The sequence below is a fragment of the Cyanobium sp. Candia 9D4 genome, from assembly GCF_024346155.1.
Lineage (GTDB): Bacteria > Cyanobacteriota > Cyanobacteriia > PCC-6307 > Cyanobiaceae > Cyanobium > Cyanobium minutissimum.
Map to the genome: position 1 here is coordinate 494,986 of NZ_JAGQCK010000002.1, position 22,131 is coordinate 517,116.

14 protein-coding genes are annotated in these 22,131 nt (G+C 71.5%); 6 read left to right on the plus strand and 8 right to left on the minus strand.

Annotation, left to right across the window (positions count from 1 at the left end; translation table 11 throughout):
* The first annotated feature begins 14 nt into the window (after positions 1 to 14).
* Positions 15 to 248 (plus strand): hypothetical protein, encoded by a 234-nt coding sequence (locus tag KBZ08_RS07015; protein ID WP_015110242.1) that lies wholly within the window; start codon positions 15 to 17, stop codon positions 246 to 248.
* 9 nt (positions 249 to 257) lie between these two features.
* Here KBZ08_RS07015 and KBZ08_RS07020 read toward each other — a convergent pair whose 3' ends face one another.
* Together KBZ08_RS07020 and KBZ08_RS07025 are read right to left on the minus strand one after the other, a co-directional pair.
* Positions 258 to 2,075: a diflavin flavoprotein gene (locus KBZ08_RS07020; protein ID WP_254972192.1), complete on the minus strand. Its 1,818-nt coding sequence runs from the start codon at positions 2,073 to 2,075 to the stop codon at positions 258 to 260.
* A complete protein-coding gene (locus KBZ08_RS07025) occupies positions 2,075 to 3,862 on the minus strand; it encodes a diflavin flavoprotein (RefSeq protein WP_254972193.1) in 1,788 nt (595 codons plus the stop codon). Before KBZ08_RS07025 ends, KBZ08_RS07020 begins: the two co-directional genes overlap by 1 nt.
* Before the next feature lie 131 nt (positions 3,863 to 3,993).
* Here KBZ08_RS07025 and KBZ08_RS07030 point away from each other — a divergent pair, with 131 nt between their 5' ends.
* Positions 3,994 to 4,359, plus strand: coding sequence for a PilZ domain-containing protein (locus tag KBZ08_RS07030; protein WP_254972194.1), 366 nt, complete (start codon positions 3,994 to 3,996; stop codon positions 4,357 to 4,359).
* Positions 4,360 to 4,371: 12 nt separating this feature from the next.
* Here KBZ08_RS07030 and KBZ08_RS07035 read toward each other — a convergent pair whose 3' ends face one another.
* From KBZ08_RS07035 to KBZ08_RS07045, 3 genes are all read right to left on the minus strand, one after another.
* The gene (locus KBZ08_RS07035) at positions 4,372 to 4,821 is read right to left on the minus strand and encodes an Hsp20/alpha crystallin family protein (protein ID WP_106219470.1); all 450 of its coding nucleotides are present in this window, start codon (positions 4,819 to 4,821) and stop codon (positions 4,372 to 4,374) included.
* Between the two features lie 137 nt (positions 4,822 to 4,958).
* Complete coding sequence (locus KBZ08_RS07040; protein WP_254972195.1) at positions 4,959 to 5,480, minus strand: MEKHLA domain-containing protein; 522 nt, start codon at positions 5,478 to 5,480, stop codon at positions 4,959 to 4,961.
* Complete coding sequence (locus tag KBZ08_RS07045) at positions 5,467 to 6,333, minus strand: SWIM zinc finger family protein (RefSeq protein WP_254972196.1); 867 nt, start codon at positions 6,331 to 6,333, stop codon at positions 5,467 to 5,469. The genes KBZ08_RS07040 and KBZ08_RS07045 overlap by 14 nt, the downstream gene beginning before the upstream one ends.
* A gap of 70 nt (positions 6,334 to 6,403) precedes the next feature.
* Here KBZ08_RS07045 and KBZ08_RS07050 point away from each other — a divergent pair, with 70 nt between their 5' ends.
* The gene (locus KBZ08_RS07050; protein ID WP_254972197.1) at positions 6,404 to 7,564 is read left to right on the plus strand and encodes an acyl-CoA desaturase; all 1,161 of its coding nucleotides are present in this window, start codon (positions 6,404 to 6,406) and stop codon (positions 7,562 to 7,564) included.
* Positions 7,565 to 7,586: 22 nt separating this feature from the next.
* Here KBZ08_RS07050 and KBZ08_RS07055 read toward each other — a convergent pair whose 3' ends face one another.
* Entirely contained in the window at positions 7,587 to 10,685 is a 3,099-nt protein-coding gene (locus KBZ08_RS07055) for a DEAD/DEAH box helicase (RefSeq protein WP_254972198.1), read from the minus strand.
* On the minus strand, positions 10,682 to 11,131 hold the full coding sequence (locus KBZ08_RS07060) for a hypothetical protein (RefSeq protein ID WP_106219463.1): 450 nt from the start codon (positions 11,129 to 11,131) through the stop codon (positions 10,682 to 10,684). The genes KBZ08_RS07055 and KBZ08_RS07060 overlap by 4 nt, the downstream gene beginning before the upstream one ends.
* A 260-nt stretch (positions 11,132 to 11,391) precedes the next feature.
* Between KBZ08_RS07060 and KBZ08_RS07065 the strand changes: the two genes are divergently transcribed.
* Both KBZ08_RS07065 and alaS read left to right on the plus strand, forming a co-directional pair.
* On the plus strand, positions 11,392 to 13,200 hold the full coding sequence (locus KBZ08_RS07065) for an HD family phosphohydrolase (protein ID WP_254972199.1): 1,809 nt from the start codon (positions 11,392 to 11,394) through the stop codon (positions 13,198 to 13,200).
* Positions 13,201 to 13,339: 139 nt separating this feature from the next.
* Positions 13,340 to 16,021 carry an alanine--tRNA ligase gene (gene alaS / locus KBZ08_RS07070; RefSeq protein WP_254972200.1) on the plus strand — a complete coding sequence of 894 codons (2,682 nt, stop codon included), beginning with the start codon at positions 13,340 to 13,342 and terminating at the stop codon, positions 16,019 to 16,021.
* 17 nt (positions 16,022 to 16,038) lie between these two features.
* Here the strand turns inward: alaS and KBZ08_RS07075 are convergent, their stop codons facing one another.
* Positions 16,039 to 17,751, minus strand: a complete 1,713-nt coding sequence (locus tag KBZ08_RS07075) for a ShlB/FhaC/HecB family hemolysin secretion/activation protein (protein ID WP_254972201.1) — start codon at positions 17,749 to 17,751, stop codon at positions 16,039 to 16,041.
* Between the two features lie 231 nt (positions 17,752 to 17,982).
* Between KBZ08_RS07075 and KBZ08_RS07080 the strand changes: the two genes are divergently transcribed.
* Positions 17,983 to 22,128 (plus strand): CHAT domain-containing protein, encoded by a 4,146-nt coding sequence (locus KBZ08_RS07080; protein ID WP_254972202.1) that lies wholly within the window; start codon positions 17,983 to 17,985, stop codon positions 22,126 to 22,128.
* Positions 22,129 to 22,131 lie beyond the last annotated feature (3 nt).

Genomic DNA, 22,131 nt, shown 5'->3' on the forward strand with positions numbered 1-22,131 from the left:
CGCCTTTCATTGTCATGGGGTTCATGAACGGCAACGACAGTTCAGGCGGTGAGCCGGGCACGGGGATCCTCTCCCCGGATCTGCCGGAGGCCAGCCAGCGGGTGGACGGCACCAATGTGGTGCGGGTGCCCTTCGGGGTGCGCCGGGCCCGGCGCCGCCGCCCGGAGCGCCCCGACCACTGGGCCACCCTCGTGCTTCCCTTCCAGGCAGGAGGCGGCGGATCGCCCACGCCGCCCCACGCGGCCTAGGCCGGCGCCTCAGTAGGCGGCGCCGCTGCGGCGCTGGTGCACGGCCGTCGTGGCGGCCGCATCCAGCAGGTCGCCGCTGAGGGCCTCGGCGTACAGCAGCCAGTGGTCGCCGCATTCCATCCGCTGGCTGACCCGGGCCTCCAGCCAGGCCAGCGCCTCCGGCAGCAGGGGCTGGCCGCCGGGACTGGTCTCCAGCTCCAGCCCCGCCAGCCGGTCGGCCCCGGGGGGAAAGGGCTGCAGAAACCGCTTCATCGGGCCGCTCTCGCGCCCTGACGCCAGCACGTTGAGCGAGAAGGCGTCGCCCACGTGCAGCAGGCTCTCGATCGCCCGGTCCTTGGCCACGGCCACGGTGAAGCCGGGGGGGCTGAAGCTGGCCTGGCTCACCCAGCTGGCCACCATGGCCCCTCCGATGGCGTCGGCGCCGTCCCCCTTGCGGGCCAGCACCACGCACAGGGATCCCACCACCCGGCCCAGGGCCTGGATCGCCGGGTTGGTGCGACTCTCGCTGAGGCCACCGATGCTGCTGCGCCGCTGGGCCTGGCGGTGCTGCTGGCGCAGGCGCCGGCCCAGGGCGGTGCCCGTTTCCTCAAGGGTCCGCAGGGTGGCCAGATCCGGGCTGAACTTCACCCGGATCGGCTCGAAGGCGAACTGGAAGCCGCCGTCACGGAGCTTGGCTTCGAGCAGGTCGATGGCCTCGCCGCTCCAGCCGAAGCTGCCGAACACCCCCACCGGCTTGGCCCGGTCGCCTTCGGCCAGCACGGTGCCGAGGGCCGAGACGATCGGCGTGGGGGCATGGCCGCCGAGGGTGGGGGAGCCGATCAGCAGGGCGTCGCAGGAGTGGATGGCCTCCAGCAGCTGCTCGGCGGGCGCGAATTCACAGTTGATGCTCTCCACCCGCACGCCGCTGCGCGCCACCCCCTGGGAGAGGGCGTCGGCGATGGCGGCGGTGTTGCCGTAGGCGCTCGCGTACAGCAGCGCCACCGACAGGCTGGCCTTCTCCTGGCTCTCCCCCCAGCGGCGGTAGTCGGCCAGCAGGCTGCGCCAGCTCTGGGCGATGGCCGGCCCGTGGCCCGGTGCGATCGTGCGGATCGGCAGTTCGTCCAGCCGGTCGACCACCGTCTCCACCTGGCGGGCCATCGGCGCCATCAGGCAGTCGAAGTAGTAGCGGCGGTCCTCCTCGGTGCTGCTGCGGTTCGCTTCGGCGAAGTCCTCGGTGCAGAGGTGGGCGGCGAAGAACTTGCCGCTCATCAGCAGCCCCGTGGTGGCCTCGAAGGCGATCAGGCCGCCGGGCCAGCGGGGGGTGGGGGTGGGCAGCAGGGTGAGGACATGGCCGTCGGCGAGGGTGCGGCTGGTCTCCTGCTTGACCACCTCGATCGTCGGCAGGGGCACGGCGTCGGCGGGCGCGGCGGCCTCACCCCCCGGGCCGGGCCGCTGCTGCTCCCAGAGTTCGGCGAGCACCTGGGCGCCCGGGTTGGAGGCCACCAGCACCGTGGCCGGCCAGCCCGTCGCCAGCTGCTTCAGCAGGGCGACCCGGTTGGGGTTGACGTGGCCCACCACCACCTTGAGGGGGGCGTCTGCCGGCACCAGCAGGGCCAGTTGCTCCAGGAAGGGGGCGGCGAAGGAGGCCCCCGGCGGGTGCACCAGCACCGGGGCCCCGCCGGAGGCGCCCTGCTGGAAGAGGAAGCTGTTGGCGGTGGTGCCCCGCTCGAGGCCGTACTCGACTTCGAAGCGCAGGCGCCTGGGGCTGAGGCCGCGCAGGCAGAGCAGGCCGGGTTCCACCGGCAGGGTGATGACGCGCCGATCGGACGCGGATGGGGAGGTGGTCATCAGTAGTGGTTGCCCACCTTGCGGTGATGCACCGCCGTGGCGGCGGTGGTGTCGGCCACGTTGCCTTCTTCCACCACCGCGTAGATGATCCAGTGATCCGGGCCCTCCATGCGCTGGGTCACCCGGCAGCCGAGGTAGGCCAGGGCATCCCCGAGGACGGGACCGCCGGCGGCCACGCCCTCGAGCACGTTCACGCCGGCGAAGCGGTCGGCCCCCGGCGGGAAGCGGCGCAGGAAGTGGCGCAGCAGCGGCTGGTGGTTGTCCTCCCGCAGGACGTTGAGCACGAAGCGGTCGTCCACCTGCATCAGGGCCTCGATGGCCCGGTCCTTGGCGACCGCCACGGTGAGCCCCGGCGGATCGAAGCTCGCCTGGCTGACCCAGCTGGCCACCATGGCGCCGCTGCGGCTGCCGGCTTCGTCGTCCTGGCGGGCCGTGACGATGTACAGGCCGCCGCTGAGGCGCCCCAGGGCCTTGTCCAGGTCGCCGTCGATGGCCTTCATGGCGGCGATGGTCTTCTCCTTGGTGAGCAGCTGGCCCAGGTCGGTGCCGGCCTCCTCGCAGCGCTGGTAGTCGGCGCCGCCGGGGACCTGGCGGATGCGCAGGGGCTCGAACGCCCATTTCTGCCCCAGGTTGCGCAGCTGGCCGGCCAGGGTGTCGATCGGTTCGTCGTTGCCGCCGAAGGCGTCGTAGCAGCCCACCCACTGCTTGGGCTGGAGGGCGGCCAGCAGGGTGCCGATGGCCGTCTGCAGCTCGGCATCGGGGGCGGCGGGCCAGGTGGGAACCACCACGGCGCTGGCCTCACCGATCAGGGCGGCGAGCTCCTGGGGATCGGTGGCGCGCAGGTCGACGAGCTGCACCTGGCCGGAGGCCTTGCCCACCCCCCGGGCGATGGCCTGGCTGAGACGGTCGCAGAAGCCGTACTGGCTCAGATAGCAGACGGCCGCGTAGGCCTCGCCGGCGCTGCGCTGGCCGCTCCAGTCGCGGTAGTCGCCCAGCCAGAGGGGCAGGTGCTCCCGCAGCAGGGGGCCGTGGCCGACGGCGATCGTGGTGATCTCCGGCAGCCCGTCCATGCGTTTGAGCGCCTGCAGCACGCTGCGGGCGTTGGGGGCCATCAGGCAGTCGTAGTAGAAGCGGAAGTCCGGGGCGATGGCGCCGGGGTCGACATCGAACAGGTCGTCGGAGCAGTAGTGGAGGCCGAAGGCATCGCAGGTGTAGAGGATGCCGGTGCCGTGGTCGAAGGAGAAGATCGTGTCGGGCCAGTGCAGGTTGGGGGCACTGAGGAAGCTGAAGCGATGCCCCACGCCGCTCTCGGGATGGACGCCCAGGTCGAGCTCGTCGCCGCTCTTCACGGCCCGGCTGCGGAACGGCCGGTGCACCTGGTCCTGCAGGAACTGGATCGCCACCTTGGAGCCGACGATCTCGATGTCCGGGTGGCGGTCGATCAGATCACCGATCAGGCCGGAATGGTCCGGTTCGGTGTGGGAGACGATCAGATGATCGATCGCCGTGGGGTCGATCAGACCCTCCAGCAGGGGTAACCAGGTGTCGCGAAACTTGGCGTGGCTGGTGTCCACCAGGGCGGTGCGCTCGCCCCGCACCAGGAAGGCGTTGTAGGTGGTGCCGTTGCGCAGGCCGAACTCGATGTCGAAGCGGCTGCGGTCCCAGTCGAGGGAGCGGATCGCCGTGGTGTCGGCCGCGATCGGCTCGCACTGCAGGCTGAGCCGGGAGGGCTCGGCCTCCGGCCCAGCCTGCAGGGTGGTCGGGGCGCTGGCGGTGCTGCTGCTCATGGGGTCAGACTCCTTCCGCAGACGTGTGACTGTAGGCAGGGCAGAAGGCTTTTCGGTCTGTTAGACCAACCGCGGGTATCCCGCAGAACCCTGGAACAATGGTCAGGAATAGTCCGCGGTCGAGAGGATAAATGGCCACCGGAGACCTGGAACGGTTTCGGGAGGCCTTTCGACGCCTGGAGAAGCGCCTGGAGGAAGCCTCCCGCTCCGACCGTTTCAAGCCTCCGACGGGTCTGGCCACGGCCCGCCTCCATTTCGCGTCGCGGCAACCATCCGAAGGGGTGTTCGCCGAGGTGCTCGACCTGAGCGCCGATGGCCTGAAGGTCGCCATCGAGGCCGGCCACCAGCCGACCGTGGGCCATCCCTGCAACGTGGTGGTGGGGGATGGTGAAGGAGAGACCTACGACCTGAGGGGCACGATCCGGTGGATCGAGGCCACCAGCTACATCTCGGTGATCGGCCTCTCCCTCGACTCCGCGGAGCGCCTCGAGGACTGAGGGCCTCGGGGCTCAGTCGGCCACTTTCACGCTGACGGTGGTCAGGGACTGGGCCTTGGGCGCCGTCACCGTCAGCAGGCCATCGCGGTAGTGGGCTTCGAGGGCGTCCCGCTGGATGCCGCCGGGGAAGCGGAAGCTGCGGCTCCAGGTGCCGTAGCGGAACTCACTGAGCAGCGGCGCCCGACGGCGGGCTTCCGCGGCCGGGGTTTCGCCGTTGCCGTCCTCGGGGCTGGCGGCGGCGGTGGCGGCCGACGGCTGGCAGCGGCGCTCGGCACTGATGATCAGGGAGCGGTCCGTGGCCTTGACGTCGATGGAGGCGCGGTCGACGCCGGGCAGCTCCAGGGCGATGGTGTAGGTGTCCTCGGTTTCGTGGATCTCGGCGGCGGGAACACGCTCGGCCGTCTGCAGCTGTTGCTCCAGCCGGTCGAAGAGATCGAAGGGGGAGGGATGAAGCGTGCGCATGGTTGGTGCTTCCGAAGGGAGCGACGGGGATGGTCGGGTGAGGAACCACCCGCCCGATCAATGTGCCCGCCTTGCCCGGGGACATCGAGGGGGAGAACCGACGGCCCAGGTTCGGTCCCCCGGACCGGGTTCGGCCCCTACGCCAGCGGGGGCGGAGAACCGGAACGGGGGGGCTCCAGCCACCACCAGCGGCCGAAGGCGGCCGCCTGGCCGCAGGGCCGGCCGCCGGACTCCCGCAGGGTCCACAGCCGGGCGTTCTCGATGCGGAAGCGGCGCCCGCCGCTGTCGATGCGGATGCCCCCGTAGCCCTCGAGCGCCTGGCAGCGGCGGGCCCGCTCCAGGGCCAGGGCCCGGCTCTGCCGTTCGGCCGGCTCCGCCGTGAGCCGCGAGGGCAGGCCCACCATCGCGTCCCAGGAGCGGCGCCACAGCACCAGGGCGGCCCGGTTGGCGTAGATCAGCCGGGGATCGGCGCCGCCGTCATGGGCCAGGACGACGGTGGCGGCCACGAACAGTTCCTGGGCCGCCTGCAGCGGCGAGCGCTCGACCGCGACGCCCGCGAGCAGGGGCCGGCCGAACGCCAGCCGGTGGCCTTCGAGGAGCCGGCCGGCGGTGGCGATGGCGTCCTGGCTCAGCCAGGGGGGTGGTTCAGGGCTCGGCATCGGCCCCGGTGGCCATGGCCCGCAGCATCGCCTGCTGGGCCATGGCCGTTCCGTGGTCCTTGAGCCGGTCGAGGAAGAGCCGGTTGGCCTCCGGGAAGCGCGGTTCCTCCGCCAGGGGCAGGGGGCCGGCGCCATCGAGGCCCGATTCCCCCTCCATGGCCGGGGTGATCACCACCAGATCGGGGTCGAGCGGGGCGCCGTAGCGCCACCAGCGGGCCGGGTCGGCGATGGCGGGGTGGATCGGGTGGGGGGCGTGCTCCAGGGGGGCCGCCACCCCCTCCCGGCGGCGCTTGGCCAGGTCGCCCAGCAGCTGGCTGCGGGTGCGGCCCCGCAGCTGGAAGAGCACGAAGGGGTCCTCGCTGAAGCGGTCCCCCATCAGGTAGTAGACGGCGCTGATGTGCTTACAGGGGTTGGCCTTGTCGGGGCAGCTGCACTCGCTGCGCACCTCCTGGAGCTTGAAGGGGAACAGGCGCTTGCCGCTGGCGGCGAAGGCCCGCTCGATGTCGGCGGGCATGATCCCCGCCAGCAGCTGGGCTGACCAGCGGGCCTTCTGGCTCAGGGCCTCCAGCACATAGCCCCAGTCCTCGTCGTTGAGCACGTCGAGCCAGAGCTTCACCTTGTAGGGATCCGGGTCAGTGCCCTGCACGCGGGCGTGGACCCGGCGCCCCTCGAAGCGGATCGAGACGACATTGCCCTCCCGGGCGTAGGTCCAGGCGCGCTCCAGGCGCTTCTTGAACCGGTAGGAGTGGATCAGCTCCATCCACTGCTCCACCCACCAGGGCTGCTGCCCCAGGCCCTGCTGGCCCAGCTGGGTGGTGATGGCGCCGGAGGCGCCGGGGAAGGAGCTGGTCATGCCGCCGGCCTCACGCCGCCCATCCTGACGCCTGCCGGAGCCACTGGCCTAGGTTGTCCCGACGCAGGGCGTGGAGTCCTTGAATCGCATCACGTTCGGCGCCGGCGACGGTTTTCACAGTCTTCTGAGGGCAAGGGTTCACGACCACTTCGAGACCACCGGGCAGGACCGGCGCGATTCGCTGGCCATGGTGCTCAAATCGGTGGTCATCCTGGCCTGGTTCGCCCTCACTTACGGGCTGCTGGTCTTCCGGGCCGACAGCGGCCCGGTGGCGATCCTGCTGTCGGCCGTTCTGGGCCTGGCGATCGCCGCCATCGGTTTCAACATCCAGCACGACGGGGGCCACGGGGCCTACTCCCGCCATCGCTGGATCAACAGGGCCGCCGCCATGACCCTGGATCTGCTCGGCGGCAGTTCCCTGATCTGGGCCCACAAGCACAACGGGCTGCATCACACCTTCACCAACATCGCCGGCCACGACGACGACATCAACCTCGGCCTGATCGGCCGGCTCTCCCCCCATCAGCCCCACCGCTGGTGGCATCGCTGGCAGCACCTCTATCTCTGGCCTCTCTACGGAATGCTGCCCATCAAGTGGCAGTTCTTCGATGACTTCGCCGATCTGGCCGCCCGCGGCCGCGGTGACCACTCCCTGCCCCGCCTGGGCCCCGCCGACTGGCTGGTGTTCCTGGCCGGCAAGGCCATCTTCTTCTCCCTGGCGTTCGCCATCCCCCTGCAGTTCCACCCCATCGGTGCGGTGATCGCCTGCTACGTGGTGACGGCGATGGTGCAGGGCCTCGTGCTCAGCGTGGTGTTTCAGCTGGCCCATTGCGTGGAGGAGGCCGATTTCCCCATGGCCGACCCCACCAGCCCGGCCATGGGTCCCTGGGCCGGCCATCAGCTGGCCACCACCGTGGATTTCAGCCGCTCCAACGGCCTGCTGACCTGGCTGCTGGGCGGCCTCAACTTCCAGGTGGAGCATCACCTGTTCCCCCAGATCTGCCACGTGCACTACCCGCAGATCTCCGCCATCGTCGAGCAGACCTGCCGCGACTGCCAGGTCCCCTTCCGCACCCACCCGTCCTTCCTGGCCGGTGTGGCCTCCCACTACCGCTGGCTGCGCCGCATGGGCCAGCCCCCCGCGCCGGCCGCCCTGCCCCTGCTGCTGCCCGTGATCGGGGAGACGGCGGAGCTCGCCCAACCTGGCGACGTGAGCCTCGCCCGCCGCTGAGGCCACGCTCGGCCCAGCCCGTTCAGCTCTCCTCCAGGGCCACCAGATCCCGCAGCTGGCCCACCTCCAGGCCACCGAGCCACTCCTCACCGCTGCCGACGATGTCGGCGGCCAGCCTGGATTTCTCCTCGATCATCCGATCGATCTTCTCCTCCACCGAGCCGCTGGTGATGAACTTGTGCACCAGCACGCGGCTGGTCTGGCCGATCCGGTAGGCCCGGTCGGTGGCCTGGTTCTCCACGGCGGGGTTCCACCAGCGGTCGATGTGGAACACGTGGCTGGCCCGGGTGAGGTTGAGGCCCACACCCCCGGCCTTGAGCGAGAGCAGGAACAGCTGGGGGCCGCGGGGATCCTCCTGGAAGCGGTCCACCATTGCCTGCCGGTCGGTCTTGCTGCTGCCGCCGTGCAGGAAGGGCACGTCCTGGCGCCAGCGCTGCTCCAGGTAGACCTTGAGCAGGTGGCCCCATTCGGCGAACTGGGTGAACAGCAGGGCCCGGTCGCCCGCCTCGATCACCTCCTCGAGGATCTCCTCCAGCCGCAGCAGCTTGGCGCTGCGGCCGGCGAAGCCGTTGTCGACCGCGCTCTCCTTGAGGGCCAGGGCCGGATGGTTGCAGATCTGCTTGAGCCTGGTGAGCAGGGCCAGCACCTGGCCGTGACGCTGGCCCAGGGGGGCGCGGGCGATGGCCTCGAGGCTCTCGTCGACGGTCTTGCGGTAGAGCTTCGTCTGCTCCGCCGACAGGCCCACCCATTCGCGCAGCTCCACCTTCTCCGGCAGGTCGGAGATGATCGAGCGGTCGGTCTTGAGGCGCCGCAGGATGAACGGCCCGACCCGGGCCTTGAGATCCCGCAGGGAACTCATGTCGCCGTAGCGCTCGATCGGCAGCCGGTAGCGCTGGCGGAAGAAGCCCTCCTCCCCCAGCACCCGCGGATTGAGGAAGTCCATCAGCGCCCACAGCTCGCTCACCCGGTTCTCGACGGGGGTGCCGGTGAGGGCGATGCGGAAGCGGCCCTGCTTGCCGGGACGCGCCAGGTCGCGGGCCGCCTGGCTCTGCTTGGCCGCCGGGTTCTTGATCGCCTGGGCCTCGTCGATCACCACGCCCTGCCAGTCGATGCTCTCCAGCAGCTCGCTGTCGCGCTGCAGCAGCCCGTAGCTGGTGAGCACCAGATCCACCCCGTCGAGGGCCTTGGCCAGCTTGTCGGGGGTGGAGGGCCGGCGGGGACCGTAGTGCTCCCGCACCTCCAGATCCGGCGTGAAGGCTGCCGCCTCCCGCTTCCAGTTGGTGAGCACCGAGGTGGGGGCCACCAGCAGGACGGGGCGCTTCAGCTCCTGCTCCACCTTGAGGTGCTGCAGGAAGGCCAGCAGCTGGACCGTCTTGCCCAGGCCCATGTCGTCCGCCAGGCAGGCCCCCTGGTCGAAGCGGTGCAGGAAGGCCAGCCAGCCCAGGCCCCGCTCCTGGTAGGGCCGCAGCTGGCCGGCGAAGCCCTCCGGCGCCGGCAGGGGATCGGGGGCCTTCTGCTGGTGGTACTGCTCCAGGACGGCGTGCAGCCGGGGCTTGGCGGTGAACTGATGCACCGGCAGCCGCATCAGGGTGTCGCCGTCGCTCGCTGTGAGCCGCAGGGCATCGTCGAGGCTGAGGTTGGGTCCGGCGGCGCAGAAGCGCTCGGCGTTCCTGAGATCGCTGGGCCGCAGCTCGATCCAGGCCCCCTTGTGCTGCACCAGAGGACTGCGCTTGGCGGAGAGGCGCTGCAGGTCCTTGAGGGTGAGCGTCACCCCGCCGATCATCAGCTCCCATTTCCACTCGAGGCTTTCCCCCAGGGAGAAGCCGCGGGAACGCTCGGGCAGCTCGGCCTCGATGGAGAGGCCCAGCCGGCTGGCCAGTCCGCCGCTGAGGCTGGCCGGCAGCACCACCCCCACCCCCACGTCGCGCAACTGGACGGCGGCGGTGCGCACCAGCACGAAGGCCTCCGCCGGGGTGAGCTGCATCGTTTCCGGCGCCGCCGCATCGAGGCCCCGCCCGATCGGTTCGAACACCTGCAGAGCCCGGCCCATCCCCTCCAGCAGCAGCTGGCCCGGCTCGGCCACCTCCACTTCCCCCAGCTGGAGCCGGCCGTCGCCCGCATTCCAGACCGTGCGGGCCGGCACCCGCAGGCTGGGATCGGCCTCCGCCTGCAGGGAGAAGCGCAGCTCCCAGAGCTCCTCGCCCTCTTCGGGGGTGAACAGTTCCAGGCAGGCGCGGGCGGGGGCGACGCGCCCCGCCACCGCCTCGCGCCAGTGGTGGGTGGCCACCGCCAGCCGCTCCCGCTCCTCCTCGTCCAGTTCCAGCCGGCCGGGGCCGGGGCCGAGGGCCTTCTGCCAGGCCACCAGCAGGGGATCGAGTCCGTCGGTGGGGGGTCGGAAGCCGGCGCGCAGCTGGCCGTCGAGCAGGGCCTCCAGCAGGCTGGCCACCCGCAGCCGGCCGCTGCCAGGTCGGCGGCAGGCCAGACCCCCCTCCCCCGGGGCTCCGGGGGCCATGGCGCAGGTGGCCACCTGGGGCAGCCGGATGGCCAGTTCCTCCAGCCGGCGCCGGTCCCCTTCCCGGTTCAGCAGGGGCAGCCAGCGGGCCCGCTCCTCCTCCACCTGGGGCAGCCAGCGGCCGCGGGCGATCAGGCTCAGGGCCCAGCGCTCCAGGTGGCTCCACCAGCGCAGATCGTCGGCCAGGCCGGGATCGTCGCCGGAGAGGGGCAGGCCGGCCAGCCATTCGCCCGCCCCCGCCGGATCGAGGGCCAGACCCTCCACCCGCCAGGGCCACCACTGCACCTCCTTCGGGATCGGTTCGCCCGCCTGCAGCGGCAGACCGCTCCAGGCCGCCAGACCCTCGCTGGCTGCTTTGCGGCGGCCCCGGGCCCCCTGGCTGCGGCTGGGCAGGGTGAGCTGGGCCTCCGCCGGCCGGAAGGCCTCCGACCAGAGGCCATGGTCATCCAGCCAGGCGCCCAGATCGTCGACGCTGAGCGAGAGGGGATGGTCGGGAACGGTGCGCAGCGGCGCCACCGGCGTCGCGACCCTCCAGGTGTCGGCCCAGAGCAGCAGCCGGCCCCCGGGCCCTTCCGGCGGAAACAGCCAGGTGGCATGGAGCAGGCTCATGGCCGCAGGGCCGGCAGGAGGCGCTGGGCGGCCTGCAGCAGCAAGGCGCTGCCGATCAGGGGCAGCCAGAGCGGCAGCCAGCCGCGCAGCAGCTCGAGGATCCCGCTGATCGCCCCACTGGCCAGGGGCTGGTGCAGCAGGGAATGGATCGCCGGGACCGGCAGGGCCAGGGGGGTGACCGCCACGGGCCCACCGAGGCTGCGGATGCCGCAGACCGCCCCCACCAGGCCGGCGGCCAGATGGTCGTCATCCGGATCGACACGCTGGAGGTGGAAGGCCAGCAGGCCGTAGAAGAAGCCGCAGCCCGCCGATCGCAGCCCGCTCTCCAGGCCGGCCGGCAGGCCGATCAGGGCGGCGGCGAGTCCGCCCAGCAGCGCCCACGACAGGGACTGCAGCCGCAGACGGGCACGGGAATCGTCGGACGCCTGGGTCAACGGCAAGGCCATGGCGATGGCCCGATCATGCCTGGCCACCGGCAGGCTTACATTATTCATTGGTGCTGCCCCACCCAGCAGGGCAACCAGCACAACCCCTTCTCCGCGCCCCCACCCAGCCCCTTTCGCCCGGCCCCTCCGGTACGAACCGACGCCTGCGGGCCCCAGGCCCGGCCCGCCATTGCCCTCACGGGGTTCCGGTGTTTCCCTGGCCCAGTCACGCGTTCCTGCTGCCGGGCAGGACACCGACCCCACCACGGTTGGCCACCCCCTTGAGCGCCGCCCATCCGCCACCGCACGCCTCCGACGCCCACCAGGCCCGGCGCGCGCTGCCCGAGATGCTCCAGATCGCCACCGCCATCAGCGGGGCGCTCAACCTGCCGGCCCTGCTGCGGCAGATCCTCTCCAGCTCCAGGGATCTCACCTTGAGCGATGCCGGCAGCATCTACCTGGTGGAGGAGGAGAAGGGGGAGAAGCGGCTCTGGTTCACCGCCTTCCAGAACAGCTCCCTGGCCGCCGGCGACACCGGCATCGACGCCAGCCTGCTGGACGTGCGCTTCCCGATCACCCCTGAGCGGCTGGTGGGCTGGACGGCCCTGCACGGCGAGGTGCTCAACCTGCCCGACGTCTACGCGATTCCCGCCGACCGCCCCTACCGCTTCGACGCCGAACTGGATCGCCGCATGGGCTACCGGGCGGTCTCGATGCTGGTGGTGCCGCTGCGGACCATGGCCGGGGAGGTGGTCGGGGTGATGCAGCTGATCAACCGCAAACGGGAGGCGGGCTCGGTGCTCACCCCTGAGACGGCCGCCGCGCTCGTCCGCCCCTACGACGCCGGCGACCAGCAGCTGATCGAGGCCCTGGCCGCCCTGGCGGCCGTCTGCGTCGAGCGCACCCAGGCGCTGGAGGGGCAGCAGCGGCAGATCGATTCGATGATTGCCCTGCTGGCGGGAGCGATCGATGCCCGCAGTTCCCACACCGGCCGCCACTGTTCCCGGGTGCCGGAGCTGGCCCTGTTGCTGGCGGAGGCGGCGGAGGCCACCGAGGAGGGGCCCCTGGCCGCTTTCCGCTTCCAGGGGGAAGCCGAACGCCGGGAGTTCCGCACGGCGGCGTGGCTGCACGACTGCGGCAAGATCGTGACCCCCGAGGCGGTGGTGGAGAAGGCCACCAAGCTGGACGCCCCCGTCAACCGGCTGCACGAGATCCGCACCCGCTTCGAGGTGCTGCTCCGGGACGGGCGCATCGCCCTGCTGGAGGGTCTGGTGGCGGGCGGTGATCCGGAGGCCCTGCAGCGGGACTACGCCCGGCTGGAGCAGGAGCTGCAGGCGGATTTCGCCTGCGTGGCCCGCTGCAACCTGGGCAGCGAAGGCACCGACCCGGAGGATCTCGCCCAGCTCCGGCGGCTGGCGGAACGCACCTGGTGGCGCCACTTCGACGACAGGATCGGCCTGGGCTGGGAGGAGCAGGCCCGCTATGGCGGGCCGTCGCCGCCCCTGCCCGCCCGGGAGACCCTGCTCAGCGACGCCCCCCAGCACCGCATCCCCCGGCCGGCCGAGGAGGTGCCGGAAGCCCGCTGGGGCTTCAACCTGGCGGTGCCGGAGCTGCTCTACAACCGCGGCGAGCTCCACAACCTCTCGGTGGCCAGGGGCACCCTGACCCCGGAGGAGATCTACAAGATCCGCGAGCACATGATCCACACGATCGTGATGCTGGAGAGCATGGCCTTTCCCCCCTCCCTGGCCCGCGTGGCGGAGATTGCGGGGGGGCACCACGAAACCCTCGACGGCCGCGGCTACCCCCGGGGGCTGGGGGCGGAACAGCTGTCGATCCCGGCCCGGATCCTGGCCATCGCCGACATCTTCGAGGCCCTGACCGCCGCCGATCGGCCCTACAAGCAGGGGATGCCCCTGTCCCAGTCCCTGGCGATCCTGGCCGGCCTGCGGGACCGCGGCCGCATCGATGCGGACCTGTTCGAACTGTTCCTGCGATCCGGGGTGTACCTCACCTACGCGGAGCGCTTCATGGCCACCGCCCAGATCGATGCGGTCGATCTGGACGCCCTGCTGGGGCCCCAGGCCTGATCATCCAAACGTCATCCTGGAGCTGCCGGGCGAGCCTCCAGCTGACGCTGATGGAGCACGACTGAGGCCGCCGGGGCGACTCCGGGCCCCCGCGCTGGGCGATCATGCCTGTCCCAGGACCTCTCCCTGCGTTGTCGTGATGGCTGCCGATTCCACCCGCCCCAGGCCCCGCAGCGGAGCCGAGATCCGGGAGGCCTTCCTCGCCTTCTACGAGCAGCGGGGGCACCGGCGGATGGCCAGCGCCTCCCTGGTGCCCGACGACCCGACGGTGCTGCTCACCATCGCCGGCATGCTGCCCTTCAAGCCGGTGTTCCTCGGCCAGGCCCCGCCGCCGGCGCCCCGGGCCACCAGCAGCCAGAAGTGCATCCGCACCAACGACATCGAGAACGTGGGCCGCACCGCCCGGCACCACACCTTCTTCGAGATGCTGGGGAACTTCTCCTTCGGCGACTACTTCAAGGAGGAGGCGATCGCCTGGGCCTGGGAACTCACCACCGAAGTGTTCGGCCTCGATCCGGCCCACCTGGTGGTCAGCGTCTTCCGGGAGGACGACGAGGCCGCCGCCATCTGGCGTGACGCCGTGGGGGTGGATCCGAAGCGAATCATCCGCATGGATGAGGCCGACAACTTCTGGGCCTCCGGTCCCACCGGCCCCTGTGGCCCCTGCTCGGAGATCTACTACGACTTCCACCCGGAACGGGGTGATGACGGCATCGACCTGGAGGACGACAGCCGCTTCATCGAGTTCTACAACCTGGTGTTCATGCAGTACAACCGCGACGCGGCCGGCACCCTCACGCCCCTGGCCCGGCGCAGCATCGACACCGGCATGGGTCTGGAGCGCATGGCCCAGATCCTGCAGCAGGTGCCGAACAACTACGAGACCGACCTCATCTACCCGCTGGTGGAAGCCGCCGCCGCCCTGGCGGGGGTCGAGTACCGCGCCCTCGACGCCCGTGGCCAGATCTCCCTCAAGGTGATCGGCGACCACAGCCGGGCCATCACCCAGCTGATCGCCGACGGCGTCACCGCCTCCAACCTGGGCCGGGGTTACGTGCTGCGCCGTCTGCTGCGCCGGGTCGTGCGCCATGGCCGGTTGCTGGGCATCGACCGTCCCTTCCTGGCGGTCATGGGGGAGGCGGCGATCGAGCTGATGGCCCCGGCCCATCCCCAGCTGCCGCAGCGCCGCGAGGTGATCCTGGCGGAGCTGGTGCGGGAGGAGGCCCGCTTCCTGGACACCCTGGAGCGGGGCGAGAAGCTGCTGGCCGAGGTGCTCGCCGCCCGGCCGGAGCGCATCAGCGGTGACGCGGCCTTCGAGCTCTATGACACCTACGGCTTCCCGCTGGAGCTCACCGAGGAGATCGCCGAGGAGCACGGCCTGACGGTGGATCTGGAGGGCTTCGAGGCGGCCATGGAGCGCCAGCGGCAGCGGGCCAAGGCGGCCGCCGTGAGCATCGACCTCACCCTGCAGGGGGCGATCGAGCAGGTGGCCGGTGCGCTCGAGCCCACCGACTTCCGTGGCTACGAGGCCCTCGACCAGGCGGCGTGCGTGCTGGCCCTGGTGGTGAACGGGGAACCGGCCACCGCCGCCGCCGCCGGCGATGCGGTGCAGATCGTGCTCGACAGCACTCCCTTCTACGGCGAATCGGGCGGCCAGGTGGGCGACCGGGGCGTGCTGCTGGCCGGGGAGGGGGGCGCCGGGGTCGGGGGAGGCCTGATCGTGGCCATCGATGCGGTGAGCCGCAACCGCAGCGTGTTCGTCCACAGCGGCCGGATCGAGCGCGGCCGTCTGGCGGTGGGCGATGTGGTGCAGGCCCGGGTGGATCGCAGCTGCCGCCGCCGCGCCCAGGCCCACCACACCGCCACCCACCTGCTGCAGGCGGCCCTGAAGCAGGTGGTCGATGACGGCATCTCCCAGGCGGGCTCCCTGGTGGATTTCGACCGGCTGCGCTTCGACTTCCACTGCCCCCGGGCCCTGACCCCGGACGAGCTGGAGCAGATCGAGGACCTGGTCAACGGCTGGATCGCCGAGGCCCATCCCCTGGAGGTGGCGGAGATGGCCCTGGAACGGGCCCGGGCCGCCGGCGCCGTGGCCATGTTCGGTGAGAAGTACGGCGAGGTCGTGCGGGTGGTGGACGTGCCCGGCGTCTCGATGGAGCTCTGCGGCGGCACCCACGTGGCCAACACCGCCGAGATCGGCCTGTTCCGGATCGTCGCCGAGACGGGGGTGGCGGCGGGCATCCGCCGCATCGAGGCCGTGGCCGGCCCCGCCCTGCTCCCCTACCTGCGGGAGCGCGACCGGGTGGTGCGTGAGCTGGCCGACCGCTTCAAGGCCCAGCCGGGCGAGATCCTCGAGCGGGTGGCCCTCCAGGGCGAGGAGCTGCGGGCCAGCCTCAAGGAGCTGGCGGCGGCGCGGGGGGCCCTGGCGGCGGCCAAGGCCAGTGCCCTGGCGGAGCGGGCCGAGGCGATCGGACCCCACCGGCTGCTGGTGCAGCGCCTCGATGGCGTCGATGGCGCCGGCCTGCAGGAGGCCGCCCAGCGCCTGCAGCAGCAGCTCGGGGAGGGGGCGGCCGTGGTGCTCGGTGGTCTGCCAGACCCGGCGGAGCTGGGCAAGGTGATCCTGGTGGCGGCCTTCGGCCCCGCGGTGGTGGCCTCCGGGGCCAAGGCGGGGGCCTTCATCGGTGGCATCGCCAAGCTTTGCGGCGGCGGCGGCGGTGGCCGGCCCCAGCTGGCCCAGGCGGGGGGGCGGGACGGCGCCGCCCTCGATGGGGCGCTGGCGGAGGCCCGTCGGCTGCTGACCGCCCAGCTGGGTGGCGGCTGAAGCTGGGCGGCTGAGGCTCAGAAGCGGTAGTTCACCCGGGTGTAGAGCCCCTGGCCCAGGAGCCAGTCGTTCCAGGGGCCCAGGTTGTCGGTGGTGGAGAAGGGCACGGCCCAGCCCAGCTCCAGCGACCAGTGGTTGCTGGCCAGCCAGCGCAGCAACAGCCCGCCGGAGCCCACCGTGTCGCCGAAGGAGCCACCGCTGACGCTGGTGCGGACGCCGCCGGCCCCGATGAAGGGGACCAGCTGGAGGGCGCTGGTCCTGCTGTCCCAGAACGTCCAGACGGCCTCGGTGCTGGCCAGCCAGCCGCTGTCACCGCTGATCAGCTGGCCCGGCAGTCCGCGCAGGCCCACATCGGAGCCGAGGGTGAACTGCATCGAGGAGGTCAGCGGGGCGAAGGCCAGCTGGGCGGCGGTCCGCAGGTTGACCTGCCAGCGGGGGGAGACCGTCCAGGAGGCGGAGAGGAGGCCGCCGATGGCGGTGGCCCGGCCCGCCACGATGCCTGCTTCGGCCAGTTCCTGGCGCTGAACCGCCGGGGTCGCCGCGGCGATGCCCTGCAGCAGGTAAGCGCTGCCGCTCCAGCTGCTGTGGCGGCCGGCGCCGCTGCCGTTGACGCCGAGCCGCAGGTAGCCGCCGGCGGGGGCGCGGATGCTGGCGGGCACCGAGGCCGGCAGGGCGCTGCCCTGTTCGTAGATATTGCTGCGGCTGTTGCTGTAGCCGGCGAAGAGGCTCCAGCGCTGGCTGAGGGATTCGCGGAACACCCACTCGAACTGGGCCAGGGCCTGGTACTGGCTGGTGGAGAACCCGTCGGCCGGGGCGGGCAGTTCCACCAGGTTGCGGCGGCTGAAGCCGAGGCCGCCGGTGAGGCTGACGCTGTCGCTGAGGGGGTAGGTGTAGCTGAGGGAGGCGATGGCGGCGCCCAGCTCCGGGCTGTCGGTGGCATTGAGCTCGCTGTAGATCAGCAGGGTGTCCCCGCGCTGCAGCAGGCTCGGCTTCAGCAGCGTGGCCACGGCGCGGAACTCCCCCGAGCCGCTGTTGCCGTCATTGCGCAGGGCCAGATCCCCCTGCCAGGGCTCCTTGGAGTGCTCCACGGCAACGCGGAACACCCCTTCGGAGGGATCGCTGCCCAGCCGCGCCAGGGTGCCCCGCACACTGCCGATGCCCGGCTGGCTCTTGAGCAGCTGCAGCTGCAGCTCCACCGTGGACAGCCGCAGGATCTGGCCCCGCAGGGGCCGCAGCAGCCGGCCGACGCGGCGGTTCAGCCAGGGATCGCTGCCCGAGACCTGGATGCCGACCACCCGGCCTTCCACCACATCGAGATACCCGGGCGCCGGGTCGCTCACCACATAGACCCGGCTGCTGACGTACCCGTCGAAGACGAGCCGGGTGCTCAGGGCCACGGCGCAGGCCTTCAGCCGTTCGGTGGCAGCGGCGATCCGGCGGCATTCGGCCAGGATCGCGGCCACCTGCTCGGGGCTGTAGAGCGTCAGCCCGCGGATCTCCGGCAGGGGTGCCTGTGCCTGGGGGCCTGGTCCCGGGGCGGCGGGGCCGGCCGGCGGCGGTGCACTGCCGTCGGGCTGGGGGGCGGGGGCCTCCAGGGGGCGGACGTCGATCGGAGGGGCCGGCTGGGGTTCGGCGGGAGCGGGACGCTCGAACGGGCGGGGGGCGGCCGGAAGGCGGATCGGACCATCCTGGAGGGGCGGGGCCACCAACTGGGCGAGAAGGAGGAGCATTCAGGGTGGGCCGAGTTCCCGCTCAGAAAGACAGGCTGGTAGCTTGCTGAAGAGTCGATGAGATCAGGCGGAGTGCCGCCTGATGTGTGCGGATACGCGAATGATCACCCAGCCAGTGACGCGACCAATGAGCCCGCCAGAGTTTCAGCCGTCAGCGCCTAGGGAAGCTACTGGTTGTGGTGGGATGTGGCCCCCATCTTGAGTAACAACCGCTACTTTTTATCCGGTAAGTTGGGCTGGATTCGCTTCATTTGTCCGGTCCGGCTGACGCAACGGCGCTCCCCCTTCGCGCCCCTGGGGCTCACCGTCGTGATCGGGCTGCTGGCTTCCCCCGTTGCCGCCGGTGAGATCACCGCCACCGGCGGCAGCCTCGGCCTCGGCACTGTGGTCAATGGCCAGCTGGGCGGCAGTTGCTTCGGCGGTGCCTGTGCGATCCGTGGGGGCACGTCCGCCGGGGCCAATCTCTTTCACCGTTTCTCCGCCTTCGATACCCGCGGCGGCATCACCGGCGTCACGCTGGATGTGGGCGGGCATCGCAACGTGATGGTGGGGGTCACCCACCCCCTGGGCAGCTTCATCGACAAGGCCGTCACCCTGAGCCAGCCGGCCAGCCTGGTCTGGCTCTCGCCGTGGGGAATCCGGCTCAGCGGCGCCGGCACGTTCGGCAATGTCCAGCAGCTCAACCTGACGACCGCCACCAGCCTGCGGGTGGGCGAGGGGCGCTTCGACGTGCTCGGCACCACGGCCGCCGCGGCCGCCGCCCTGGTGGGCGCCCCGGCCCTGGGTGCGGCCGGCCTGGGCACCGATCCGGCCGCCCTGACCCAGCTGGGCCTCACCGCCCAGGGGGATCTGGCCATCGACGGCGGCCTGCTCACCGTCGATGGGGGCCTGCTGCTGGATGCCCAGGGCGGCCATGTGCTGCTGGGGGGAGCCCGGCTGCAGGCGCCCGGGGGGACCGTGGCCCTGCAGGGGCAGGAGGTGTCGCTCCAGGACAGCACGGTGGAGGTGTCCGGTCCGGCCGGCGGCAGCATCCGGCTGTCCGGGGAACGGGTCTCGATGGCCGGTTCGAGCCTGCGGGCGGACGCCGGCGGCGCGGGTCAGGGCGGGACCATCGAGATCCTGGGCAGGGAACGGGCCGAGGTCCAAGGGGTCATCAGCGCCCGGGGCGGTCCCCAGGGTGGCGATGGCGGCTTCGTCGAAACCTCGGCCAGCCGCCTGACGCTCTCCGCCGCCCCGGATCTGTCGGCGGCGCGGGGGCGGGGGGGCACCTGGCTCATCGATCCCCGCGACATCGCCATCGTTCCCAGCGGATCGGGTGGCGGCGCTCCCCCCGGCGGTTCCGGTGGGGGGCTGCCGGGCTCCGCGTCACTGGTCGATGTGGGGCTGATCAACACCGCCCTCAACGGCGGCCAGACGGTGATCGTGGACACCACCGATCCTGCCGGGACCCAGTCGGGCACCATCTCCCTGCTGGCTCCGGTCGAGAAGACGGCCGGGGCGAACGCCGCCCTGGAGCTGCGGGCCGACGGCGACATTCTGATCAACGTTCCGGGCGTGGATCCCGCGGCCTTCTCCAACACCTCCGCTGGGGGCCGGTTGGATGTCGCTCTCTGGTATCAGAAGTCCGCCGACCCCTCCACGCCGGCGGGATCGATCAGCTGGCAGAAGGGCGCGGTGGACATCAACACCGGCACCCTGCGGACCTTCCAGGGGGCCTCGCGGATCGACGGCAACATCGAACTCACCGGAGCCTTCGAACCGTTCCAGCTGCGTTCCGGCACCCTTCGGACCGGCGAATTCAGCTGGAGCCCCTCAAGTGTCGGGTCCATTCAACTGGGTCTCCTCAATGATCCCAGGCCGGCCGTTCTGGATGTCTCCAGGCGATACTTCCAGGGTCCCGGCCGCACTGTCACCGCCTTCTCGACGGCGCTGCTGCGGATCGGTCCATCAGCCCAGAGCAGCGGCATCGACCGGGGCACGGTCACGGATCCGACGCCCGTGAAGACCACCCGGATCAACGTCGCCACGGGGGCGACCCTCGCGCTCAACCAGGCCACGATCGCCGGTCCGAATCTGGCCGTGGAGAGCGGGGCCCAGCTGCAGCTGTCGGGAACCACCCGGCTGGCGGCCCTCCAGAACGCCGGATCCATCGTGATCGGTCCCTCGGCGACGCTGGACCTGCAGAGCGCCGTCGTCTCGCCCGGTTCCTCGATCGTGCTGCAGGGCACGGGCGCGGCGCGGTTGCGCATCGACGACAACAGCTTCCGCAATGAAGGAACGATCCAGGGGTCCGGCCTGATCGAGGTGGACTCCTCCCTGGGGACCTTCATCAACGAAGGGTCCCCGCTCCCAGGGGCACCGGTCGCCACGCTCGATCCCGTCGGATCGCTTCGCGTCCGCGCCGCCAGCCTCACCCTGGGGGCCGACAGCCAGCTCCTGTTCGACCTCTCCACCGCCGACCAGCTCTCCGTCTTCGGCGACACCCTCCTCGGCGGGGGACTGGAGGTGGCGTCACCGCCGGTCGTGGGGGTCATCACCCCCTTCGAGCTGATCAGGGCCCGCGGCATCTCCGGCGCCTTCGATCCCGCCAGGGTGTCCCTGGCCGTCGGTTTCACGCTGCAAGGCGTCGTCACGACCGGCGATCCCCAGCTGCCCTTCAGCTTCGGCGGCGACCTGGCGGCGACACCGGCGCCGCCCCCGGCGCCCCCCGACCCGCCCGTCACCCCCATCCCACCCGTCAGCCCCACCCCGCCCGTCACGCCGGCGCCGCCCCAGACGGTCACGGCTCCGGGAGCAACGGCTCCGGGGGCCTCCTCACCGTTCTCCCCGTCGAGCCCGTCGTTCCTCTTGCCCGATCTCGGCTACCGCATCTTTCCGTCCACCCAGACGACACCCTTCGGCTCCACCCTCACCAGCAGCCGGCGCGGGGTGGGCTCCGATGCCCTGGCGGTGAACCTTTCGGAGGCCGATTTCAGCCTCACCGGCGGGTCGCTGCCGGTGCCCGGTCCCCTCAGTGTCACCACCACCAGCCTGTCCCCGGCCCTGGTGGCCGCGGCGATCACCGACGGCGATCAGCAGCGCACCGAGGACGTGCGCCGCACCCTGGGGGATGTGGGAACGGCGGGGGAGTCCGGCGGAACCCTGCGCCTCGAGGAACTGCAGCAGCTGCTCAGCAAGGCCTCCCAGAAGGGGGGCCAGGAGGACGAGCGCTTCAATCCGGCGGTGCTGATGGTGTCCTTCACCGAACAGAAGCCCGTGGCGGGCCAGGAGCCGAAGCCTGTGGCGGACCAGGAGCCCGGGGCCGCCGGCGCCACCGGGCCGAAGCCGGCCAATTCGTTCCTCGATCTGATCCTGCTCAGCCGCCGGGGGGAGCCCGTCGGCAAGCGCGTCGAGCTCTCCAGGGAGCGCTTCGGCGACCAGCTGCGGGCGCTGTACCGGCAGCTGGCCCGCCTCGAGCCCCTGCAGGTGGACAATCCCCAGTCCCCGTCCCGGCAGATCCACCGGGCCCTGATCGAGCCCATCGCCGCGGAACTCCGGGCCAAGGGCATCACCACCCTGGTGATCGTTGCCGACCGGGGCCTCCAGGGTCTCCCCTTCGCGGCCCTCCACGACGGCACCAGCTACTTCGGTGATCGCTACGGCTTCTCGATCACCCCGTCCCTCAACCTCACCTCCTTCGGCCCTCCGCGCCAGACCCGGGGGCGGGTGCTGGCGGCGGGCGCCTCGGAGTTCGAGGGGCTCAGCCCCCTGCCCCTGGTGCCCGAGGAACTGGCCGGCATCCCGGAGGGGGTCGGGGTCGACCGCTTCCTGAACCGGAGCTTTTCCCCGGAGGTGCTGCTGAGCAAGGCGGCCGACCCGCGCTACGAGCGCCTGCATGTGGCCACCCATGCCGAATTCATGCCCGGTGGCCCCTCCCAGGCCCGCATCTACACCGGCACCGGCTCGGTGAGCCTGCAGGAGTTCGCCCGCCTGCGCCAGCAGCGCAGCGGCAGCCCGCTGGAACTGTTCGTGCTCAGCGCCTGTCGCACGGCCCTGGGTGACAGTGACAGCGAGCTCGGATTCGCCGGCCTGGCGCTGCAGGCGGGATCCCGCAGTGCCATCGGCACGCTCTGGTATGTGGATGATGTCGCCACCTCCGCCTATTTCCTGCAGCTCTATCGCTTCCTCGACCAGGGAATGCAGAAAGCCGAAGCCCTGCGGTCCACGCGCCAGGCCATGTCCACTGGCAAGGTGCGTCTGGAAGGCGATAAGGTCATCGGGTCCGATGGCCTTCCCCTTCTCACGGAGCTGAGCCCATCCCAGCGGCGTCGGATTGCGGCGGGTGTGACCCATCCCTACTTCTGGGCGGGGGTTCAGTTGATCGGCACTCCCTGGTGAGGC

Excerpts from the sequence above, each read along its gene's own strand:
- KBZ08_RS07015 (WP_015110242.1), top strand. The coding sequence starts at position 15 with ATGGGGTTCATGAACGGCAACGACAGTTCAGGCGGTGAGCCGGGCACG.
- KBZ08_RS07020 (WP_254972192.1), bottom strand. The coding sequence starts at position 2,075 with ATGACCACCTCCCCATCCGCGTCCGATCGGCGCGTCATCACCCTGCCG.
- KBZ08_RS07025 (WP_254972193.1), bottom strand. The coding sequence starts at position 3,862 with ATGAGCAGCAGCACCGCCAGCGCCCCGACCACCCTGCAGGCTGGGCCG.
- KBZ08_RS07030 (WP_254972194.1), top strand. The coding sequence starts at position 3,994 with ATGGCCACCGGAGACCTGGAACGGTTTCGGGAGGCCTTTCGACGCCTG.
- KBZ08_RS07035 (WP_106219470.1), bottom strand. The coding sequence starts at position 4,821 with ATGCGCACGCTTCATCCCTCCCCCTTCGATCTCTTCGACCGGCTGGAG.
- KBZ08_RS07040 (WP_254972195.1), bottom strand. The coding sequence starts at position 5,480 with ATGCCGAGCCCTGAACCACCCCCCTGGCTGAGCCAGGACGCCATCGCC.
- KBZ08_RS07045 (WP_254972196.1), bottom strand. The coding sequence starts at position 6,333 with ATGACCAGCTCCTTCCCCGGCGCCTCCGGCGCCATCACCACCCAGCTG.
- KBZ08_RS07055 (WP_254972198.1), bottom strand. The coding sequence starts at position 10,685 with ATGAGCCTGCTCCATGCCACCTGGCTGTTTCCGCCGGAAGGGCCCGGG.
- KBZ08_RS07060 (WP_106219463.1), bottom strand. The coding sequence starts at position 11,131 with ATGGCCTTGCCGTTGACCCAGGCGTCCGACGATTCCCGTGCCCGTCTG.
- alaS (WP_254972200.1), top strand. The coding sequence starts at position 13,340 with ATGGCTGCCGATTCCACCCGCCCCAGGCCCCGCAGCGGAGCCGAGATC.
- KBZ08_RS07075 (WP_254972201.1), bottom strand. The coding sequence starts at position 17,751 with ATGCTCCTCCTTCTCGCCCAGTTGGTGGCCCCGCCCCTCCAGGATGGT.